This is a genomic window from Terriglobales bacterium (assembly GCA_035651995.1).
In the GTDB taxonomy this organism is placed as follows: Bacteria; Acidobacteriota; Terriglobia; order Terriglobales; family Acidobacteriaceae; genus DASRER01.
The window spans coordinates 1-19,953 of the sequence record DASRER010000019.1 but is presented as its reverse complement, the minus strand read 5'-3'; the positions used below and the strand labels follow the sequence as shown (position 1 = coordinate 19,953).

Here is a 19,953-nt window from a genome sequence, read left to right as displayed (position 1 = left end):
AGAAAATGTTGGAAATGCTCCTCAATCCGGATTATCTTCGCCATCGGGTGTAGGTCTCCTTTCCAGGAACGGCTTCGCTTGCTAGGCAAAGCCAACTTACACCCTCTCGCTTTTTACACAATCAACGTTACGTCACCCGCTTCCTCGCGACGCTTTCTATTTCCGCTTTCGCGAAATAGAATCCCACTCGATGATCCAACTGGCCCTTGTTCCCGAAAAAACTGTGGTTTCCGCCAAAGGCGACGGTCCGGCGGTTGAGATCGGTGCTCCCGCCAACCGCGTCTTCCTGCTCACGCTGCACATCACGCGCATCATCGAGCAGGAGTCGCTCGACGTAAGCGTGTGGGGCTCGGCCGACGGCAAGGCCTGGGGCGACAAGCCGCTGCTGGCCTTTCCGCAAAAGTTCTACGCCGGGCAGCATCCGCTGCTGCTTGATCTGACGAAGAATCCCAATGTGAAGTTCCTGCGCGCGCACTGGGAAGTGAACCGCTGGGGCCGTGGCGCCGAGACGCCGATGTTCGAGTTCGGCCTGCAGGCCAGGGAAGTGCCGAAGGAAATGCTGGCGTCGGCGTAGCAGCAACCAGCACTCAGCAGTCAGCAATCAGCATTCAGCCCCTGTGCCAGGCAACGGATCGCTGCCGGGCACGACCATTCAGGAGCTGAATGCTGATGCTGGCTGCTGAGTGCTCCCTTCACCGCTGCGCCTGCGGCGCGACGAATGCCTTGGCCTTGATGTCCTGCAGCGCTTCGCGCGCGGCCGGCGAATTCGGGCCCTGCGGATCGCGCTTCAAATAGTTTTCCAGCTCGTTCATTGCTTCCGGGTAATCTTTCATCGCGAGAAAGAGGTTGGCGCGGGCCAGGTGGACGGGAGCGTAGTCGCGCGGCGCCATGTCTTCGGCTTGGTTGAGGTACTTGAGCGCTTCCTTGTATTCCGCCTTGCCCAGGTGAGCGCGGCCGAGTTCGTAGTAGCCCTGCCATGAATTTGGAGCCAGGCTGGTCCCGCGCTCCAGCGTGCGGATCGCCTCGTCGAAGCGGGAGAGCATGTTGAAGGCAGCGCCCATGACCAAATACTGCATGGGATAGCCGGGATCGGCGTTGATGGCCTTCTGCAGGTCGGCCAGCGCGGCGTCGGTCTTGCTCTGGTCGAGCTCAATGATGGCGCGCACGGTGAGCGCCTCGGCGAAGTTCGGGTAGATGGCGAGCGCCTTCTCCACCTTGTCCCAGGCTTCGGTGAGTTTGCCGTTGCTCATCGCGTCCTGCGCTTTTTCGAGCAGGCCGCGCGCCTTCTTGGGCGCCATCAACTGGCTGACGGAAACGGTCTGCTGGCCCCCGGTGACGGCCGCCGGCTGCTGGGCGGTGACGCCGCTCAGGTGCACGGTGACGCTGGTCTCGATGCCGGCCACCTGCACCGGCTCGGCGCCGGAGAGCAGGTCGCGCGAGGCGAGCACCTCATAACTTCCGCTGGGCACGCCGCGGAAGTCGTAGTTGCCGTCGATCCCGGACATTCCGTTGGCGACAATCTGTCCGGTGGCGCGATTGCGCAGCTCCACCCGGACATCGGACACAGCCTGCTCGCGGTCGCCGCGCACGTTCACCGTGAGCGTGCTTCCCATCTGCGCCGCAGCGGCCAGGGTAAGAATCAAACAAAGAGCTGGAGGAGGAAGAACCAGTCTGGCCCGTGGGACCATGAAACACCGTCCGTTTTTCTGTTGCGGGGACCGGCTCGGAGGCAGGGGACTCTGAGGACCTGGGTTCACGCCGCGCAGCGTAGTCACCGCCGCGCTGCAAAGTAAGATGATGCCGAGGCCGCTTAGTTGGCCTCGCCGCTGTGACCGGCGGCAAATAAAATCGCAGGGGTCAGGCAACTCTGCTATGGCGCAAGTCGGCGTGATCGAAACGGTTCAGCCCGCGCGGCGGGTGGCGGGGAGCGTACGTCTGCCGGGCGACAAGTCCATTTCGCACCGCTACGCCATGCTGGGCGCGCTCGCCGAAGGCAGCAGCCGCTTTGAAAATTTCTCCAGCGGCGCCGATTGCGCCAGCACACTGGCCTGCGTGCAAGCGCTCGGCGTGCGGGTGCGGCGCGAGGGCAGCGTCGTCCACATCGAAGGCCGCGGGCCGCGGCTGTCCGCTCCGGCGGCGGCGCTGGACTGCGGCAACTCCGGCTCGACCATGCGCATGCTGGCGGGAATCCTGGCGGGGCAGGACTTCACCAGCGAACTGCGCGGCGACGCCTCGCTCACGCGGCGCCCGATGGCGCGCATCATCGCGCCGCTGACCGCGATGGGCGCTGAAGTAACGTCGGCCGAGGGCGAGCGCCCGCCGCTGCACATCTTTCCCCCCACCCCAGGCGCGCGCCTGCGCTCCATTCACTACAAAATGCCTGTGGCGAGCGCCCAGGTGAAGAGCTGCGTGCTGTTTGCCGGACTGCTGGCCGAGGGCGAGACCACGGTCGAGGAGCCGCTGCCCACGCGCGATCACGGCGAGCTGGCGCTGCGCGCCTTCGGCGCCGAAGTGCAGCGCGGCCGCAATCGCGCCAGCATCGCCGGCGGACAAAAGCTCCACGCCATCGAGGCGACGATTCCGGGCGACATTTCTTCCGCGGCCTTTTTCCTGTGCGCCGCCGCCGCGCTGCCCGGCTCGACCCTGATCGTCGACGATGTGCTGCTGAATCCCACGCGGGCCCTGCTGCTCGAGGTGCTCGGCGCCATGGGCGCGGCCATCTCGGTGCTGCGCGTCGAAGAGCGCAACTTCGAGCTGGTCGGGACTGTCAAAATACAGGGCCGCGGGCTGAGCGGGATCAGCCTGAAAGGCGCGCAAACCGCCGTGCTCATCGACGAGCTGCCGGTGCTGGCGGCGATTGCTCCGCTCACGCGCGACGGCATTACCATCAGCGATGCGCGCGAGCTGCGGGTCAAGGAGTCAGACCGGATCGCCGCCGTGGCGGAAAACCTTCGTCGCATGGGCGCGCAGGTGCAAGAGCGTGAAGACGGCCTGCGCGTCCCCGGGGCGCAGCGGCTGCGCGGCGCCGAGATTGACTCGGCCGGCGATCACCGCATCGCCATGGCCTTCGCGGTGGCGGCGCTGGCTGCTGACGGCGAGAGCACAATCCAGGGCGCGGACGCGGCGCGCATCTCCTATCCCGAGTTTTTCCCGACGCTCAATTCGTTGGCGGAACGGTAAGCGCGCCCGGACATGTCCGCGGGTAACGATGGCGTTCTTTCCGCGGCCGGGGAAAATTGCCTATTAACCAATGAATAAACACCGGAGACGTCCTCCGTAAGACCCTGCTGCACCGGGGATTGGGCGGGCTGTTCCACGTGGAGCTTTGGCCGGAAGCTTGCATTTTCCCTGGTTGGCAAATGCCAGGGAGGTTCACCTGTGAAGATGCGTTGGGTACTTTCGCTTCTGTTGCTGAGTTCGGCGGCGCTGGCCGGCGAGAACGCTTTCTACCAGAAGGGCACGCTGGAAGAGATGACGTCGGTGGAGTGCGGTTACGACGAGAACGGCGGCAAGGGTCTGGCCGGAGCGGTGCTGGGCACCGACTCGGAGCACAAGAAGACGCGGCAGACGCTCTGCCCCGAATACGTGCTCCGCACCGACCGCGTGCTGTACCGCATTCGTCCCCGTGAGGAGAAGCATCCCGCGCTGCTGCCCATCGGCGAGACGGCGGAGTTCCGCATGAAGAAGGACCGCATGGTGTTGCGCGTGCTGGAAGGCGACGGCAAAGAGCGCGAGTACAACGTGGTTTCCATGACGCAGGTCGCCGCCCGCAAGACCGACGGTGATCGCGCGTCCAAGTAGGCTCTCTCCCCACCCGGCTCGGCCGGTCTGCGGCGACGCAGGCCGGCCGTTTTTCCGCCAGCGGACGCTTGCCATGCTGCGGATCAAAGTGGTTTCCCCACCCGCATTCTTACGACAAGAACGCGTTCCGGACGCTTTTCCCGGAGGGAGCTGTGCTAGTATCGCGGCCTCGCGCTCAACCGGCGATTTGTTTTTCGGCGAATGGCCGTGGTGAATCGATTCGGGTCCCGGGGGTTTGGTGGCGCCGCGCGGTTGGCGGCACTTCTCCTGCTGCCTCCTGTCCTCTCCTTTCCGCAAAACAGTCCAGCGCCGGAGCTGGCGCCGTCCTCGCGGCAGGCGGCCTCGGCAAGTCCGGCGGGAACGCTTCGCCTTCGCGCCAAGCCGCTGATGATCGACGTTGACCTGGTGGAAATCCCGGTCACGGTGACCGACATACGCAACCGGCCGGTGCTCGACCTTCAGGAAACAGACTTCAGCCTGCTGGAAGACGGCGAGCAGCAGCAGATCCGATACTTTTCCCGCGACGAGGCGCCGCTCACCGTGGGCGTGCTGCTCGACCTGAGCCGCAGCATGCGCAAGAAGATCGGCATGGCGCGCGAGGCGGTGTCGGAATTTTTCAAGAACTCGAATCCGGATGACGACTTCTTCGTCATCACCTTCGACGACAAACCCCGCCTGCTGATCGATACCACGCAGTCGATCGGCACCATCGAATCGAAGCTGGTCACGGCCGTGCCCGACGGCCATACCGCGCTGCTCGACGCCATCTACATGGGCGTGAAGAAGGCGCGGTCGGCGCGGCATAAGCGGAGAGCGCTGCTCATCATCTCCGACGGCGCCGACAACAACAGCCGCTATCGCGCCGACGAGATCCGCGCCCTGGTGCAGGAAGCCGACGTCGAGATTTACGCCATCGATATCTACGACTCCCTGTTCGCCCTGCCCGAGGACCGCGCCGGACGGCGCCTGCTGACCCACATCACGGAAGCGACCGGCGGCCGCACCTGCGTGGTGGACAACATTTCCAGGCTGCCGGAGGCAGCCCGCGCCATCAGCACCGAGTTGCGCAGCCGCTACCTGCTCGGCTATCGGCCCAGCCGCCCGCTGCGCGACGGCAGGTACCGCAAGATCAACGTGCGCGTGCAGGCCAGCACGTCGGCGAATCCCCTTCAGGTGTACTTCCGCCGTGGCTACTTTTCACCCAGCGAATAGGCGCCCTAACTGACTGATTTCCTGAGGGCTGGCGCAGCCCACCCGGGCTGCGCTGAGCACATCCTACGAGTGTCCCCTTGCAGGTCCGCCGTCGCACTGGCGACGGCGCAGTTGGCGCCATGCAAGCAGCGGTGTGCCAGCTTTGCTCGGGAGAAATTTTGGGAGGCTCGCATGAAACGCACCACAGGAACCCTCATACTCGCGCTGGCGTTTGTCCTGTTCACACCCGCGATGTTCGCGCAGACGGAAGAACACGGGCAGGTCAGCGTGTTTGCCGACTATACCCGGCTGCAGAACGCCAATGACGCCAACTTCGTCGGCGTGGGCGGACGGTTGGGGTTCAATACCGGCAACCACCTCGTCTGGGAAGGCGAAATGGCCTACGACCCGGAGCGCAACGTCACCACCACGTTCAGCAACGGTTTTACGACGTCGTTCAACACTTCGCGGCTGCGTCTGCTGAACGGAATGTTCGGTCCGAAGATCCAGACCGGTATCGGACCGTTCCGCGTGTTCGGAACGGTGAAGGGCGGGTTCCTGAACTTCAGCGTCTCGCGCGGCAGTGCGCTGGGCGGCTTCCCCACCGCCGTGAACAGCGTCACGGCCGGTGACACCAACGGCGTGTTCTATCCCGGTGGCGGCATCGAGTTCGGCTGGACGCACTTTGGGTTCCGCTATGACATCGGCGACGAGATCTACTTCGACAACGGCGCCCAGCACAACCTGAAGATGACGCTGGGACCGACGTTCCGCTTCTGAGATCGGCGACGCAGGTCCTTGAAAGGGCAGCCGCCAGGCTGCCCTTATTTCTGTGCGTCTGTCATTTCCGGGGTTCTGCACAGGTGGGGCCGCGCTGGTTGCGGTAATATTTCGCGCCATGGAAGCCCGCCAGAATCTTCGCTCGTCAGATCTTCAAAGTGGCCGGCCACTCGACATTGACGAGGTGCGGCTGGTCGCCGATCTCCGAATCATGCACTCCAAAGTGGAGGAGCTATACCAGGTGGTGATGCGGCTGAAGCAGCGCCACCCCGAGTCGGACATCCGCAAATACGCCGACCAGAGCGCGCTGGAGACCGACATCCACGAGGTGGACCAGATCTACTTGTGGTTAATCGGGCTGAAGAAGGAATAGCGGGCCAGGCAGGGTCCTCCGCGATCGGAACTGGTGAGCGCGGCAGGATTCGAACCTGCGACCCATGCCTTAAAAGGGCATTGCTCTACCAGCTGAGCTACGCGCCCACACACCAACTTCTAATCTAGCACAGGGATGAGGCCGCGCCGCGCGGCTAGCGGCGGGCCTGCTGCGCTTCGACCTGCTTCAGCAAGTTCAGATTTGCGACCGCCGGCGCATACGACGGCGTGATCTGGAGCGCGCGCTCCAGCTCGGCGCGGGCTTCGGGATAACGCCCAAGGCGCGCCAGCGCCACGCCCAGGTCGGTGTGCATGACCGCGTTCTGCGGGGCCAGCTCTGCGGCGCGCTGAAAGCTCGGCAGCGCGTCGTTCATGCGGCCGGCCTGCGCCAACGCGAGCGCGAGGTTGTGATGGTATCCGCCGTTCTCCGCCGCCAGCGCAACCGCGCGCTGGAACACAGGGATGGCTTCCTGCACGCGGCCGGCGGCGCGATAGGCCATGCCGAGGTTGTTGAAGCCGTCGGCGAAGTTGGGAACGATCTGCGTGGTCTGCTGGAAGTATCCGATCGCCTCGTCGTATTTGTGCTCGGTGAGCGCGATCACGCCGAGTCCGTTGATCACGACCTCGTCATACGGGAAAAACTTATGGGCTTCGAGCAGCACATCGCGCGCTTCGGCGGTGCGTCCCGATTCCAGCAAGATGAGGCCGAGCGCCACGTGCGCGCCGGGAAGGTCCTTGCTGATGGCCAGCGCGCGGTTGACGTAGTCGAGAGCTTGCTGCAGTTGTCCGCGGCGATGGGCGATGCCGGCCAGGCCCACGAGCGCGTTGGCGGTCTGGTAATTGTCGGGCGGCGACTGCGCCTGCGCGACCTCGATGGCCGTGTTGTATTCGCGCTCGGCGGCGTCGAGCATGCCGCGGTCGCGCAGCACGTTCGCCAGCGAGGCACGCATGAGCGGGGAATCAGGCGACGCTTCCACGGTGCGAGCGTACAGCGTGTAGTCGTCTTTCCAGTCAGGGACGCGGCGGCGCGTCTGCGCGATGCCGCCCAGAGAAATGCCCGCCACCAGCACGATCGCTGTGACGCGCGCGGCCTGGCGCGGCAGCCGCTCGATCAGCGCCGCCCCCGCCCACGTCACCAGCAGCGCGAAGCCGAGCGACGGAATGTAGAGGTAGCGCTCGGCGAAGACGTTCTCGCCCACACCGCGCAGGTTCAGCACCGGCACGAGCGTGATGAAGACCCACGCCGCGGCAAACGCGGCGAGCGGTGCGCGCCGTCGCGCGAATAGGATCGCGGCGCCGCCAATCAGCAGGAACAGGAGCGCGGCGATGGCGCGCGGCTCGAGCAGCTTCTGCGCCGGATGGAAGATGTGAAACGCATTGAAGCCGACGGGAACCAGCAGCCGGAGCCAGTACTGTCCCACGAGTTCGGCCGCGCTCAGCACGTACTGCAGCGGCGAAAGCGTGAAGGCGTGCTGCACCCGCGAGAAGTATCCCAGCACCCACACGCGCGCCACGATGTAGGCGGCGGTAAGTAACCAGAAGGGCGCCGACCTCAGTAATGCACGCTTCCACGGGTTTAACTGATCAGTAAACAGCACCCAAGCTACGAGAACTAAAGGAAAAGTCAGCGCCATCTCCTTGAACAGGAGGGCGGCCAGGTAGGCCAATCCAGCGCCAGCCAGTGACCAAATCCGACCCTGCGGCGCCGGCTCGGGAGCGGTCTTGTGGGACGAATCGGCCCCAGTTTCAGGCCGCGCCGGCGGGTACGCGCGCACGAAGAGACGGAAGGCCAAAAAGTAGAACAGCGCGCAGCCCAGCTCGGTGAGTGCTGAGACCCAGGTTACCGCCTCGCTGTGCATCGGGTGGACGGCGAAAATCAGCGCCGCCGCAAGCGCAATTCCCCAGCGCCTGGTGAGCCGCAAAAACAGCGCGTAAGCCGCTATGGTGGCGAGGAAATTGAATATCAGGCTGGCGGCGTGGAAGCCCCGCGGATCGAGCCCGGCCGTCATCGCCGTGACGCGATACGTCAGCATCTGCATTGGCCGGTAATAGTTGCTGAGCGAATGCTCGCCGCCGCGCATGTATCCCCACACGTCGCTGCTCAAAAGCCGGCTCCAGGAGCCGGCGCCGTGGACGAATGGGTTGTGTCCGATCTGGAAGTTGTCGTCCCACACAAAGCCGTTGCCCAGGGCGGGCGAGTAAGCAGCAATGCCGGCGGCGAGCAGGAGCACAAGGGCGGCCAGATGGCGTCGAAAAGATGTCATTTGTGCGCTGACAAATTGCTGGAAGCGATTGAATTCGCACCAGTGTACCGGCGTTCGCGGGGGAGTGCAACGTTAGTTAACGTTGGGAAAAAAGGGCTTGACAATTTCAGGTACGAACGATAAAAAACGCGCAGTTTTCCCCAAACGCACTGTAAGTTCCTAAGTTCGGCCGTGGCTTCGATGAGGTGGTTGCGGTATCGAGTCGTACGGTTCTGGTGGAACACGTGAGCGCCGAGTGACAAGAACTTCGGGATCCGAGCTATCCACCGCAAAACAAGTCAGATCAAAAATAGAAGGCTTTAAGGAGCAGAGCACAGAATGAGTGGAAAAAGATTGTTTATCTTCCTTCTGGCTGGGGTCCTCGCGACAATAGTGCCGACCGCTGCGTTTGCAGGTTGCCATGTGCAGGTGGTCACCGCTATTGCACCCACCGATCCGAGCGGGGGTTCCGGTCTAGGTCCCATCACACCGACGAACGCAGCCGCGAGCGGCGCGATCGTCAACCAGGAAGGTCGTACCGAGCGTGTATCGGACGTGCTGGTTTATGACGACAACACAATCGGCACCACCAACTGTTTCGCACTGAACAACATTGTGCGCCTGACCTACAACGTCACGCTGACCAACCCGTCGTCTATCAGCGCTGCCAGCAACGCGAACTTTGACGTGTACGATAACGCCGGTCTCGCGGGCTTGACGATCCTGGCCAGTTCAACGGTAGGTTTGGCACCGGGCGGCACACCGCAGACGGTCATCACCGTGACGGTGCAGCAGGCGGGTACGGCTTCGGCCTCGGCGACAGGTATCCTGGCGCCGACTGGCGTTGGCTCTGCCTTCCGCATCAAGAACCTGCGTGTGGACGCAACCTCGATCGCTGCAACAGGCACCATCACGGCGACCGTCTCCTCGAACGTTGCTACGGCGCTGCCTGCTCCGGTGATCACCACCGTGGCGACCGCGCAGAAGACCATCAACGCGGGTGCGGGCGTAACCGTGCCCGGTGTCGGTTCACAGAGCTCGGGTGTTACGCTGTCGATTCCGGCGACCTTCACGTTCTCGGAAGAGAACGCGGTTGCTCCGCTGTTTCCGAACGCTTTCCGTACAGCGGTAGCCGCTGGCACGACGGTGTTTGGTGACATCGCCACGACGCCAACCAGCGTCATCTTCGACTCTGGAACAACGGTTCCTTCCGGCGTCAGCGTGACTTGGCCGGCAACCTTAACCACATCGGCGGCCAATGGTACGGCGGGCCTGATCTTTACCCTCCGTTCGGGCGGCAGTTGCGTTGGTCCGGCGGCTTGCTTCGCCATCTATGACACGACTGCCAACAACACCACGGCCGCGGGCACGATGACGGTTACCACGGCTGCGGCCGCGGTTACCGGTGCTACCGGTGCCACCCCAGCGGTTGGCGTGGTTGTCGGTTCACCCTCGGGCTTCGGCACGGCGTCGCTGCACGCGTCCTTCGGTCCTGGCGAGGCTTCGGGCGGCGGCAACGATGACGTGAACGCTGCGGCGATTCCGCGCTACATTGCGACCACGTCAGCCGTTGCGGGCACGACCCGCAACATCTTCAACGCAGGGAACTGGTTTACCATCAACGCGGTCCGTACGACCCTGCTGTATCCGTTCGTGAGCAACGTGGGTGGCTTCAACACCGGCATCTCGGTGGTGAACACCTGTAACGATACGGGCGCGTTCAACAACGCGGCCCCGACCTGCTCGCAAACGGGCGGCCTGACGTTCTACTTCTTCCCGACCGGCGGCACGCCGTTCTGTCTGAACACCGACACCACGGCCGTTCCGGTGGCTCCGGCCTGCACCAGCGCCGGCGTCGGCGCCTTCGCGGGCAGCCGCGGGTTGAACGCGAGCGGACAGTTGGCCCCGGGCGGATCGTTCGCGACCGCTCTGAACTTCCTGCTCGCTGCGGCTGGCAAGCCCAACGGCGCGGGCACGTTTGATGGCTACATCATCGTGGTCACGCAGTTCAACAATGCGCACGGCTTCTCGGCGCAGTTTGCCGCGACCGGAGCTGTGTTCAGCGCCAACAACGCGCTGATCATCGGCGGCGGCACTCGCAACGGCTCACTGTCCGGTGTGGTTGAGAGCCTGGCTGAGTAATCAGGAATTACAAGTACTGCCTTCGGGCGGCGGTGAAAACCGCCGCCTTTTTCTTCGCCATCGCCGGCTCGCGAATTAAGCTGAAACCGCCGCCGCTTCTCAGGTGATTGCTCTGACCGCACCGCGCAACGAAATCAGCTACAATCGTTCTATTCAGGACAGCACTGGGAGATGGAGAGAATGAAGTTGAACACGTCTGTTTTCGGCGCCGTCGCGAGCGGACTGCTGGCTCTGGCTTGCGCGGCCCAGGTTACGACCCCTATGCAGCAGCCTGCTGCGCCTGCGGCAAGCACCGCTGCTCCGGCAGTTGCGACGCCGCCTGCCCCGACGGCGGAGGCGAGCACCGCGGCTTCGCCTGCACTGCCTTCTGAGGCCTCACTGCGCGAGCGCGTCAATGCCCACTACAAGGCGCTGGCCGAGAAGGACATGCCCGCCGCTGTGGAGTATGTCGCTCCCGCATCGCGCAAGGAGTTCTTTCGCGATCGCTACGACGCGCTCGTCTCCGCCAAGATCGAGAGCGTCAAAATCGAGCCCTCGGGAGACTCGGCCCAGGTGACCACCATGCGCACGCTCATGCTGCCGCGCATGGGCCTGATTGACGCCGACTTCACCCAGGAGTGGCGGGTCATCAACGGGCAGTGGTACCTCTATCTGCCCGACAGCGACAAGCCGCACGAGATCGACACGCCGTTTGGGCGCATGCCCGTGGGCGGCGGCAGCGATCCCGAGACCATGAAGAAGATGATCGAGGAACGCAACAAGCACATCGATCCCGACCAGTATCTGAAGGCGCTCGACAAGGCGGCCAGGCAGATGCAGCAGAACCAGTCCCAGGCCGCCCCGCAGCAGGGCGCGCCGGCGGGCGCTGCGGCCTCGGCCCCTGCGCAGGACAGCAGCACCGCCGCACCGAAGACCCAGAAGAAGACCAGGAAGCAGAAGCCGGCCGCGCCTGCCGCTCCATCACCCAGCACCGGCAACTGACTGGAACCGCCACGCTGTGCCGACGGGCGCCCTCGCCCGTCGGCACCCATCCCAACGCTTCGGGTGCGGCAAGAACGGACTTCCGGCCCTAACTCTTTTGCGTGGGCGGGCGCCTGAATCCGAAGTAGTAAATGGGAATTCCCACCAGCCCGGTCCCAATCGCGAACAGCGACGGCCCGGGCCGGCCCATGAACGCCACCACCATGGTCGCCGCGCTGGCGACAAGGTAGACCAGCGGCGCCAGGGGATATCCCCAGCAGCGATACGGACGTGCCGCAGCGGGTTCGCGCCGCCGCAGCAGAATGACGCCAAGCACCGCCATCCAGGGAAAAATCCCAAGCGCGAAGGCGATGTAAGTGAGCAGCTGTTCGAAGGTTCCCGTAAGCGCCATCACAGCCGCGCAGACGCCTTGCAACACGATGGCTGCCACCGGCGTTGCCGACTGCGGGTCCACGCGCGCGGCGAAGGGGAAGAACAGGCCATCGCGCGCCATGGCGAAGTACACGCGCGGGCCGGTGAGCACGTAGGCGCTGAGCGACGAAAGCAGCGCCGCGGCGATCATGACCGAAAGCCACGCGCCGGCCCGCGCCCCAAACAGACCCTGGGCCGCGACCGCGCCGACCGCGACTTTCCCGGTCAGGGCGGAAGCGGGCGCAGCATAAAAGTAGAAGACGTTCACCACGAAATACAAAACAATGACGCTGGCCGTTCCCAGCAGCAGCGAGCGCGGCAGTGTTTTCGCGGGCTCGCGCACTTCTTCGCCGATGTACGACGAACCATTCCAGCCGCTGTAGGCGAACATGGCGAACAGCAGGGTCAGTCCCAGTCCGCCCCAGCGCGGCGCAGCGAAAAAGCCCGCGTCGGATGAGAGGCGGCGCCAGTCTCCGGCGCCGGAAGTGAAGCCGGCGATCACCAGCGCGATCATGATCGCCAGCTTGAGCGCGGTGAGCAGGTTCTGCGACCAGGCGCCGAGGGCGCGTCCGCGCGCGTGAATCGCGGTGAGCGCGGCGATGATGGCCAGCGCCGCCGCTTTCCGCGGCCAACCGCCGGCGGGCAGCGAACCCGCCGCGGCCAGATACTCCGCCGCAGCCACCGCCGTGGCCGCGATGGGCGCCGAAAAGCCAACGAAGAAGCTGATCCAGCCGGTGAGAAAAGCGCACCCGGGTCCGTAGATGCGGCGCAGGTACTCGTATTCGCCGCCGGCGCGCGGCATCATCGCCGCCAGCTCGGCATAGCTGATGGCGCCGCCGAGCGCGACCACCCCGCCAGCGACCCACGCCGCCAGCGTGAGCCATCCGGCGCCAACCAAGCCCAGCATCAGGCCGGTGGTGGTGAAGATCCCGTTACCCACCATGCTGGCGATGACCACGCCCGTTGCGGTGGCCAGGCCCATGGAGCGGCGGAGTTCGGGCCGCGGCCGCCCGGCATTCGCGCCCTTGTCGATCGAAGGCGAGATCATGGGCGGGAGACGTAGCCAGCTGCGTCTCTACAGGACATGTCGCGCGAGGACGTGCCGCGCGCGATCACCGCACCCGCTTCAGCCAGCCGGAGGGATAGAACGTGAGCAGGAATTTTTCCCGGCTGCGGTCCACCACGAAGTTGTCGTGTGTCTTGAGGAAGTCCTGCACGGCCTCCATCGGGCCGGGGCCTGCGTCCGCAAGAATCGGATGTCCGACCGAGGTGTCCTGCACCACCAGGTAGCTGCCCACCGGCACCAGCTGCGAGTAGATTTCCAGTTCCTTGAACACGTGGTCGCGCGTGTGCAGCGCGTCGAGCGTGACGACGACCGAGTGTCCCTCGACTTCGCGGCGGATGCGGTCGCTCACGGCCTTATCGACAGAGCTGCCCTTGATGAATTCCACGCGCTCTTTCCAGAGCTTGCGCTGCGAGGCTTCGCCGATGCGGCTGTCGTCAATGTCGACGGTGATGACCTTGCCCTTGTCGCCGATGATGCTGAGCAGCGCGGCGTAGTAAAGGGACGTTCCGCCGTTGTAGGTGCCGGTTTCGATGACGAAGTCCGGCTTAATCTCCCAGAGGATCTCCTGCATGCTCCAGTTGTCGGTCGGCGTTTGCAGCGATGGGACGCCCATCCAGTAGGTGCGCTCCCACACGTCGGTGGAGTAGTAAGCGGCCAGGAACTTGTCGCGCAACGAGGCGTCCTGCGGCACCGTCTGTATGAACACCCGCGGATGCCGGCGCTCGTACCAGGCGAAGGCCGCAGCGCAGAAGGCCACGACCAAGGCGAGCGCCGTCAATGTTTTCAGCAAAGCCGTGGACGACGGAGCGGGCGAGGTTGCGCCTGCGGGGGAGGAGGATGGGGTCATTCAGGTCCGTTCTGTTCGGAATTTGTCGGATTCTAACACAGCGCCGCCGGGCGCTCCGGCGCAGGGCGGCGCGCCCGAAAACCGGCGTCCAGAGCGCCTTTCGGGCGTTGGCGCCACACTGCGGGTGCCCCACCCTTTCGCCTTCCTTTGGCGAAGGGTGGGCGAGCACAGACGTCCAGAATGTAGCGACGGGCGCCCTCGCCCGCCGGCACGCCGGCGATGCGCTCGCCCGCGCGGCTACTTCGCCGTTCCCGGCACCACCGGAATGGCGGAGAACGGCCCAAAGTCGTCTTCCAGCGCAATGGCCGACACCGCCCCCGTGCTGGTCACCGCGATGCTGCCCAGGAAGTTGCCGTTGGGCAGCGCGGCGGCAAATTCCGGCGACGTGGTCAGGTCAATGCCGATCTGTCCGCGCGCCGGCACATTGCGGCTGAGAATGGCCACCTGGTTGCCGCTCGAGTCGAGCAGCTTCACCGTGAACGTGACCTGCGTGGAGTTCGGGTTCGCCACCGCGATGCCGATCGTCCGCCCGATGCCCAGTCCCGGCGGCGCCGGCTCGAATTCCACCGGAACCGTGAATGCCGTCAGCGGCGGCGAGTCGTTGAAGCCGATCGTGTTCACCACCGCGACCGCGTTGGGATCGGCCTTGATCTCGAAGAACAGGTTGATGGTCACCGCCGCCTGCGAGTTCACGATCGCCCACTTGATGCCCAGCGGCCCGAAGCGCGCCGATTCCGGCGTGGCGATGCGCGCCGTGCCGCCGCCGGCGAGCGTCGGGAGCGAGTCGCTTTCCAGCACGTTGCCATTCTGGTCGAGGAAATAGACGATCACGTTATTGCTGGCGTTGGTGAGGTTGGTGACCGTCATCTTGGTCACGTAGCCGATGCCGGTCACGATGTGCGGCCAGTAGCGCAATTGCGCGAACGGGAACGTGTCGTTGGCCGGGAAGACCGCGGCAGCCGTGATGGTGAATGCGGCCGAAGCCGACGGGCCGACCGAGGGTGTGTTGACGAGTACCACCGCGGTTCCCGCAGCCGCGACATCGCCGGCCAGAATGTCTGCCGTGATCTGCGTGCTGCTCACGAAGTGGGTGGTGCGGTCGGCGCCGTTCCAGCGCACCACTGAGTTGGCGGCGAAGCCGCTGCCGTTCACGGTCAAGGTGAAAGCGCCAGTGCCGGCAACCTTGGTTCCCGGTGAGATGGAGGTGATGACCGGCGTGACTGGTCCCTGCGCGGCGGCGCCGGTGCCGCTCAGCGGGATGGTCAACGCGCAAACGCCAGCGCCGGTGGGGGCGATATTCATGGTGGCCGTGCGCGCGCCCGTGTTGCCCGGCGTGAAGTGGAAGGTGATCGTGCAACTCGTGTTGGCTGGGATGGTTCCGTTGCACGTGTTTGCCGTGATGGGGAAGTCGGAAGCGTTCGTGCCCGTCACCGTGGTGGCGTTGGTCGTAATGGTGAAAGGTACCGCGCCGGCGGTAAGGGTAATGATCTGGTCGGCGCTGGGCGTGTTCACCTGCTGGCTTGCGAACGTCACGCTGCTGGGTGACGGCTGTGGCGCGCTTCCCAGGTCCACCTGGAACATCCCGCGCCCGTAAGTGGAAGCGCGCAGTTTGCTGATCGGCGGGTTCGCGCTGCAATTGGAGAACGTGCGCAGCCGCGACACCGGCACGTTGGGCAGGTTGGCGCCGTACTCGGTCCAGTTGGCGCCGTTGTTGCTCGTCATGAACACGCCCACGTCGGTGCCGACGTACACGATGGAGGAGTTCACCGGGTCAACCGTAACCGAGTCGGCGGGCGCGTCGGGCAGGTTGCCGGTGATGTTGCTCCACGTCTGGCCGCCGTTCACGGTCTTGAGCACGTGCGCGCTGCCGAAACCCATGACCGTGATGTAGGCGGTCAGGCCGCTGGCCACGGTGCGGTCCACGAAAACGTCGGAGATCGGAAAGTGGCTGGGATTGATCGGTCCAGTGGTGTCCACCCAGCTTGCCGGACCGGCAGATGCTGTGGTGGTCACCCAGATCCTGCCGCCGCTGGTGGCCGCGTAGATCACTTCCGATCCTGCGGCCGTTGTCGGTCCTCCCGCGGCGAGCGCGGAGATGAAGTCTGCGCTCGAAGAGCACGTGGTCGTGTCGCCCGTGCCGAAGTTGAAGCTGAGGGCGTTCGCGGTACTCCCCGTCGGCCAGTTCACATTTCCGCCGACGCTCGGCCCACGCCACACTCGGCACGTGCCGAGAATCAGCCGCGCCGAGTTCTGCGGATCGAGCATGTACGGCGTATAGAACGAGCTGCTGTCGTTGTTTACGTTCGCGGCGCCGATGATGTTGGGGAAGGTGTCAGGGATAATGCAGTGAGTGCCATCGTTTTGCGAGCCCTGACAGCGCTGAACGCTCACACCTGTGTTAGCGGTGTACCAAATATTGCTCGGCGCTGTTGGATCGATGTCCGTGAACCCGCCGTCGCCGCCATTAGCTTCTGCCCAGATGGTGCCACCGGTGCCGCCGACGCCCGCGCCCGCGCCGTTCCTTCCATCGATGGCAGGCGAACCGTTGTCCTGCGTGCCCGCGAGCAGGATGGTCGGGTCGGTCGGATGCTGCGAGAACGTGTTGATCTGCGTAAGCGAACCGATGGACGCGTTCAGGTTGTCGAACGGATTCGTGCCCGCCCCGCACGTGCCGATGTTCAGCCCGGGCCCGTTCAGCGTGCGGTAAATGCCGCCGTCATTTCCGAAGTAGATGACGTTCGGATTGGTGCGCGAGAAGTCCACCGCGTGCTGATCAGGGTGCACTTTGCCGACAGAGCCGAACGGGAAGCAGCCGTACACGTGGGTGAGATTGAGCCAGCCATTGCAGGCGCCGCCCGCCAGGCTGCACTTGAAGATGTTGACGGCGCCCGCGTAGAGATCGGTATTCGCGCCGTTGGGCACAGCGGCGAGATACAAGTTGTAGTTGCCCTGCGAGGTGCCGCAGCCCTGTGAGTCGATGCAGCTGGTAAGGCCGGATTCCGAGAGCTGCGTCCAGGTGGCGCCGCCGTCGGTTGTGCGCCAGATACCCTGGTCAGTAGCGTTAAGGTCTACGTACCACACATACATCTCGCGCTGGGCGCCGGGGCGCACCGCGATTTCGCCGCGTCGGATCGGGCAGGTCGTCGGTCCCACGCCGGCCGGGCAAACGCCGGCGCCGTTCAAGCCGCTACCCGCGGGCGCCGGCTGATTCGCCAGGCGCGTCCAGGTCGAGCCGTTCGCCGAGGAATACAGCCCGTGGAACCGGATGAAAGCATAGAAGAGATGTTCCTGCGGGTTGTAAACCACCGACGACGTTGACGCTGTGCCGGCCACGTCGTTGGCAGTCGCCAGCGACCAGGTTGCGCCGGCATTGTTGGAGAAATACAGCCCGCGAAGGGCTTGCCCGGGAATTTCGGCGCTGGCGCCCGCGCCCGCAACCGCGCCAAATGCCGTCGCGGCGCTGGACATGGAGGCGACGACCAGGTTGGGGTTGTCGGTGCTGAAGGCGATGCGGCCGACGCCCATGCCGCGGAACGGATGCGTGCCGCCGTCGCCTGAAGTGATCAGGCTCCACGTAGCGCCGCCATCGGTGGAGCGCAGGATGCCGAGCCCGTAGTAGGAGTCGCCGGAGTTGTTGGTCTCGCCCGTGCCCACCAGGATCACCTGGTTGTTGTCGGGCTTGATGGCGATCGAGCCGACGGCCAGCGTGGCCTGGTCTTCAATCAGCGGCGTGAAGGTCACGTTGGCAGGGTTGGCGCTGGCCGCGTTGGTTGACTTCCACACGCCGCCATTCGCCGCACCCACATAGATGGTGTTGCCGGTCGTGTCGCTCTGGTCCACCACCACCGAGGTCACGCGGCCGGCCACGTTGCCGTAGTCCTGAACAGCGAACGTCGGATCGGAGATCAGCGGACGCGGTCCGAGCTGCGTCCAGTTGGGCCCGGTGCCGCCTGCCTGGGCGGCGCCAACCTGCGCATCGGGATTCTGCTGTGCGCCGGCGGGATCGCCGAACGACTTCGCCGCGGCCTGCTGCTGGAGCTGGCGGCGGCGCAACTCGCGCAGCGCCAGCTTCTGCTGGTAGGCGCGCTGCCGCAGCGCGGCGGCGGACTCGCCCATCACGGTGCGTCCGCGGAGAAACCACGCGGCGCGCGCTTCCGGATCGTCGCGGCCCGCCTCTTCGTCTTGGTCACGCTGCGCCCTCGGGTTGGCGGCCAACAGGGAAGAGGTGAGGAGGAGGCAGGTTAAAGCGACGCGCACACCAGCACTGCCAATACGCATGGGTTACCTGTTCAGAGCTGAATGGGAGTGACAGTATGTTGCCAGCGCTGCCGCCTGTCAATCCAGGAACTTACATCCAGAACGGACTAGGAATGAGTAACTTGCAGGGATAAGGGAAAGCGCGTAGCTGGGTGGTGGTGCGCCAGAATACGACAGACGATAACAGACCAAAATAGATCTGCACGGTGTAGCGACGGGCGCCCTCGCCCGTCGGCACGCCGCCACCACACTCCAGGTACGCTCCGGGCTGCGTAGTCGATTTCCAGCCAAGCTTCGTGTAGCGACGGGCGCCCTCGCCCGTCGGCACGCCGCCACCGCACTTCAGGTACCGTCCGCGCTGCGTAGTCGATTTCCAGCCCACAGCTTTCCACGGTGTAGCGACGGGCGCCCCCGCCCGTCGGCACGCCGCCACGGACGCTCGGGAGAACGCCTAACGCAGCCCTGGCTTCACCCACAGCCAGCGATACTCCTCGGGTTTGTTCGCCAGTCCCCGGCGCACCGGGTTCTGTCGAACGTATTCAACCCGCACGTTCACGCTCTGCGCGCGCCGAGGAACATGATCGAACGACTCTTGCTGCCAGACGGGCCCTTGCCGCCTGAGGAGTTTGTTGATTCGGTGCGCTGACACTCCCTTGATGCTTTGCATGATCTCAGGAATCGAGTAGGGCGCGCCGGTTTGGTCCATCCTCGGCGTAAGCAGCATGTGGACATGCTCGGGCATAACGACTACCACGATCAGATCAATTCGCGTTTCCGCTTCACGCAAACAACATTCGAGAACAATGTCACGTGCAGTTGGTGGAAGAATCTCGAAACGGCGCGTCGAGAACGTAACGAACAACGGACGACCGTCGCGTTGAACGTGAGGCAGTCGGCGTCGATAGTTGTATCTGCGAACGCTGGCATGACTGCGGAGGGAGTGTACCTGAAGCGCGGAGGGAGTGTACCTGACGCGCAGTGGTACCGTGCCGACGGGCGGGGGCGCCCGTCGCTACACTGCCGTGCCGGCCGGCGGAGGCCCCGTCGCTGCACTGTGAAGAGTTCTATTCGTACCGCAGCGCTTCAATGGGATCCAGCCGCGCGGCTTTGCGCGCCGGGTAGAAGCCGAAGAAGACGCCGACCGCGCTGGAGAAGATGACCGCGACCACGATCGAGATCGGCGAAATCAGCACCGTCCAGCTGAGCAATTGGGTAATCAGGAACGACGATCCCACGCCGAACAGGATGCCGATGGCCCCGCCGATCAGGCTGAGCACGACGGCCTCGATCAGGAATTGGCTCTGGACGTCGCTCTCGGTGGCGCCGATGGCCATGCGGATGCCGATCTCGCGCGTCCGCTCGGTCACCGAAACCAGCATGATGTTCATGATGCCGATGCCGCCCACAATCAGCGAGACCGATGCTATCGCCGCCAGCAGAATCGACATCACGCGCGAGGATGTCTCTTGCGCCTTGAACACTTCCTCCAGGTTGCGAATGGTGAAATCGTCGTCCTGATCGCCCTGCAAATGATGCCGCTGGCGCAACACGGATCGCATTTCGGCCTCGGCCGGTGAGATCGCCTGCGGCGAGACCGCCTGAACCATCATGGCTCCGACCGAGTTCGCTCGCGCCTGATTCACTCCCGAGACCTTCTTCTGCTGCGTGGTGATGGGCAAGAGAATCACGTCGTCTTGATCCTGGCCGGTGGGCGATTGGCCTTTTGGCACCAGAGTTCCGACCACCGTGATGGGCACCTGCTTAATCCGGATCACCTGTCCGATCGGATCGGCGCCGTGGAACAGATTGTCGACCACGGTCTGGCCCAGCAGGGCGATCTTGGCGTCGGAAGCGACGTCCTG

At 64.6% G+C, this 19,953-nt stretch carries 15 protein-coding genes and 1 tRNA gene; 8 read left to right on the top strand and 8 right to left on the bottom strand.

Features of this window, described 5'->3' with window-relative positions; translation table 11 throughout:
• The first annotated feature begins 190 nt into the window (after positions 1 to 190).
• Positions 191 to 574, top strand: coding sequence for a hypothetical protein (locus tag VFA60_05900; GenBank protein ID HZQ91306.1), 384 nt, complete (start codon positions 191 to 193; stop codon positions 572 to 574).
• A gap of 118 nt (positions 575 to 692) precedes the next feature.
• Here VFA60_05900 and VFA60_05895 read toward each other — a convergent pair whose 3' ends face one another.
• Positions 693 to 1,643: a tetratricopeptide repeat protein gene (locus VFA60_05895; protein HZQ91305.1), complete on the bottom strand. Its 951-nt coding sequence runs from the start codon at positions 1,641 to 1,643 to the stop codon at positions 693 to 695.
• Between the two features lie 229 nt (positions 1,644 to 1,872).
• Here VFA60_05895 and aroA point away from each other — a divergent pair, with 229 nt between their 5' ends.
• From aroA to VFA60_05870, 5 genes are all read left to right on the top strand, one after another.
• Complete coding sequence (gene aroA, locus VFA60_05890) at positions 1,873 to 3,180, top strand: 3-phosphoshikimate 1-carboxyvinyltransferase (protein HZQ91304.1); 1,308 nt, start codon at positions 1,873 to 1,875, stop codon at positions 3,178 to 3,180.
• A gap of 198 nt (positions 3,181 to 3,378) precedes the next feature.
• Entirely contained in the window at positions 3,379 to 3,801 is a 423-nt protein-coding gene (locus VFA60_05885) for a hypothetical protein (GenBank protein ID HZQ91303.1), read from the top strand.
• Positions 3,802 to 4,053: 252 nt separating this feature from the next.
• On the top strand, positions 4,054 to 5,013 hold the full coding sequence (locus VFA60_05880; GenBank protein ID HZQ91302.1) for a VWA domain-containing protein: 960 nt from the start codon (positions 4,054 to 4,056) through the stop codon (positions 5,011 to 5,013).
• Between the two features lie 171 nt (positions 5,014 to 5,184).
• Entirely contained in the window at positions 5,185 to 5,772 is a 588-nt protein-coding gene (locus VFA60_05875) for a hypothetical protein (GenBank protein ID HZQ91301.1), read from the top strand.
• Positions 5,773 to 5,890: 118 nt separating this feature from the next.
• A complete protein-coding gene (locus tag VFA60_05870) occupies positions 5,891 to 6,145 on the top strand; it encodes a hypothetical protein (protein HZQ91300.1) in 255 nt (84 codons plus the stop codon).
• 31 nt (positions 6,146 to 6,176) lie between these two features.
• Here the strand turns inward: VFA60_05870 and VFA60_05865 are convergent.
• Both VFA60_05865 and VFA60_05860 read right to left on the bottom strand, forming a co-directional pair.
• A tRNA-Lys gene (locus VFA60_05865) sits at positions 6,177 to 6,252 on the bottom strand.
• Positions 6,253 to 6,299: 47 nt separating this feature from the next.
• Entirely contained in the window at positions 6,300 to 8,375 is a 2,076-nt protein-coding gene (locus VFA60_05860) for a tetratricopeptide repeat protein (GenBank protein HZQ91299.1), read from the bottom strand.
• 351 nt (positions 8,376 to 8,726) lie between these two features.
• Here VFA60_05860 and VFA60_05855 point away from each other — a divergent pair, with 351 nt between their 5' ends.
• Both VFA60_05855 and VFA60_05850 read left to right on the top strand, forming a co-directional pair.
• Positions 8,727 to 10,529 carry a hypothetical protein gene (locus VFA60_05855; protein ID HZQ91298.1) on the top strand — a complete coding sequence of 601 codons (1,803 nt, stop codon included), beginning with the start codon at positions 8,727 to 8,729 and terminating at the stop codon, positions 10,527 to 10,529.
• Positions 10,530 to 10,709: 180 nt separating this feature from the next.
• The gene (locus VFA60_05850) at positions 10,710 to 11,510 is read left to right on the top strand and encodes a nuclear transport factor 2 family protein (protein HZQ91297.1); all 801 of its coding nucleotides are present in this window, start codon (positions 10,710 to 10,712) and stop codon (positions 11,508 to 11,510) included.
• 88 nt (positions 11,511 to 11,598) lie between these two features.
• Here VFA60_05850 and VFA60_05845 read toward each other — a convergent pair whose 3' ends face one another.
• From VFA60_05845 to VFA60_05825, 5 genes are all read right to left on the bottom strand, one after another.
• Positions 11,599 to 12,969: an amino acid permease gene (locus VFA60_05845; protein HZQ91296.1), complete on the bottom strand. Its 1,371-nt coding sequence runs from the start codon at positions 12,967 to 12,969 to the stop codon at positions 11,599 to 11,601.
• Positions 12,970 to 13,033: 64 nt separating this feature from the next.
• Positions 13,034 to 13,777, bottom strand: coding sequence for a CmcI family methyltransferase (locus VFA60_05840; protein HZQ91295.1), 744 nt, complete (start codon positions 13,775 to 13,777; stop codon positions 13,034 to 13,036).
• Between the two features lie 294 nt (positions 13,778 to 14,071).
• Entirely contained in the window at positions 14,072 to 18,112 is a 4,041-nt protein-coding gene (locus VFA60_05835) for a choice-of-anchor D domain-containing protein (GenBank protein HZQ91294.1), read from the bottom strand.
• Positions 18,113 to 18,542: 430 nt separating this feature from the next.
• Positions 18,543 to 18,953, bottom strand: a complete 411-nt coding sequence (locus tag VFA60_05830) for a transposase (protein ID HZQ91293.1) — start codon at positions 18,951 to 18,953, stop codon at positions 18,543 to 18,545.
• 202 nt (positions 18,954 to 19,155) lie between these two features.
• Positions 19,156 to 19,953: FtsX-like permease family protein (locus tag VFA60_05825; GenBank protein HZQ91292.1), on the bottom strand; the 798-nt coding region annotated here is incomplete at its 5' end.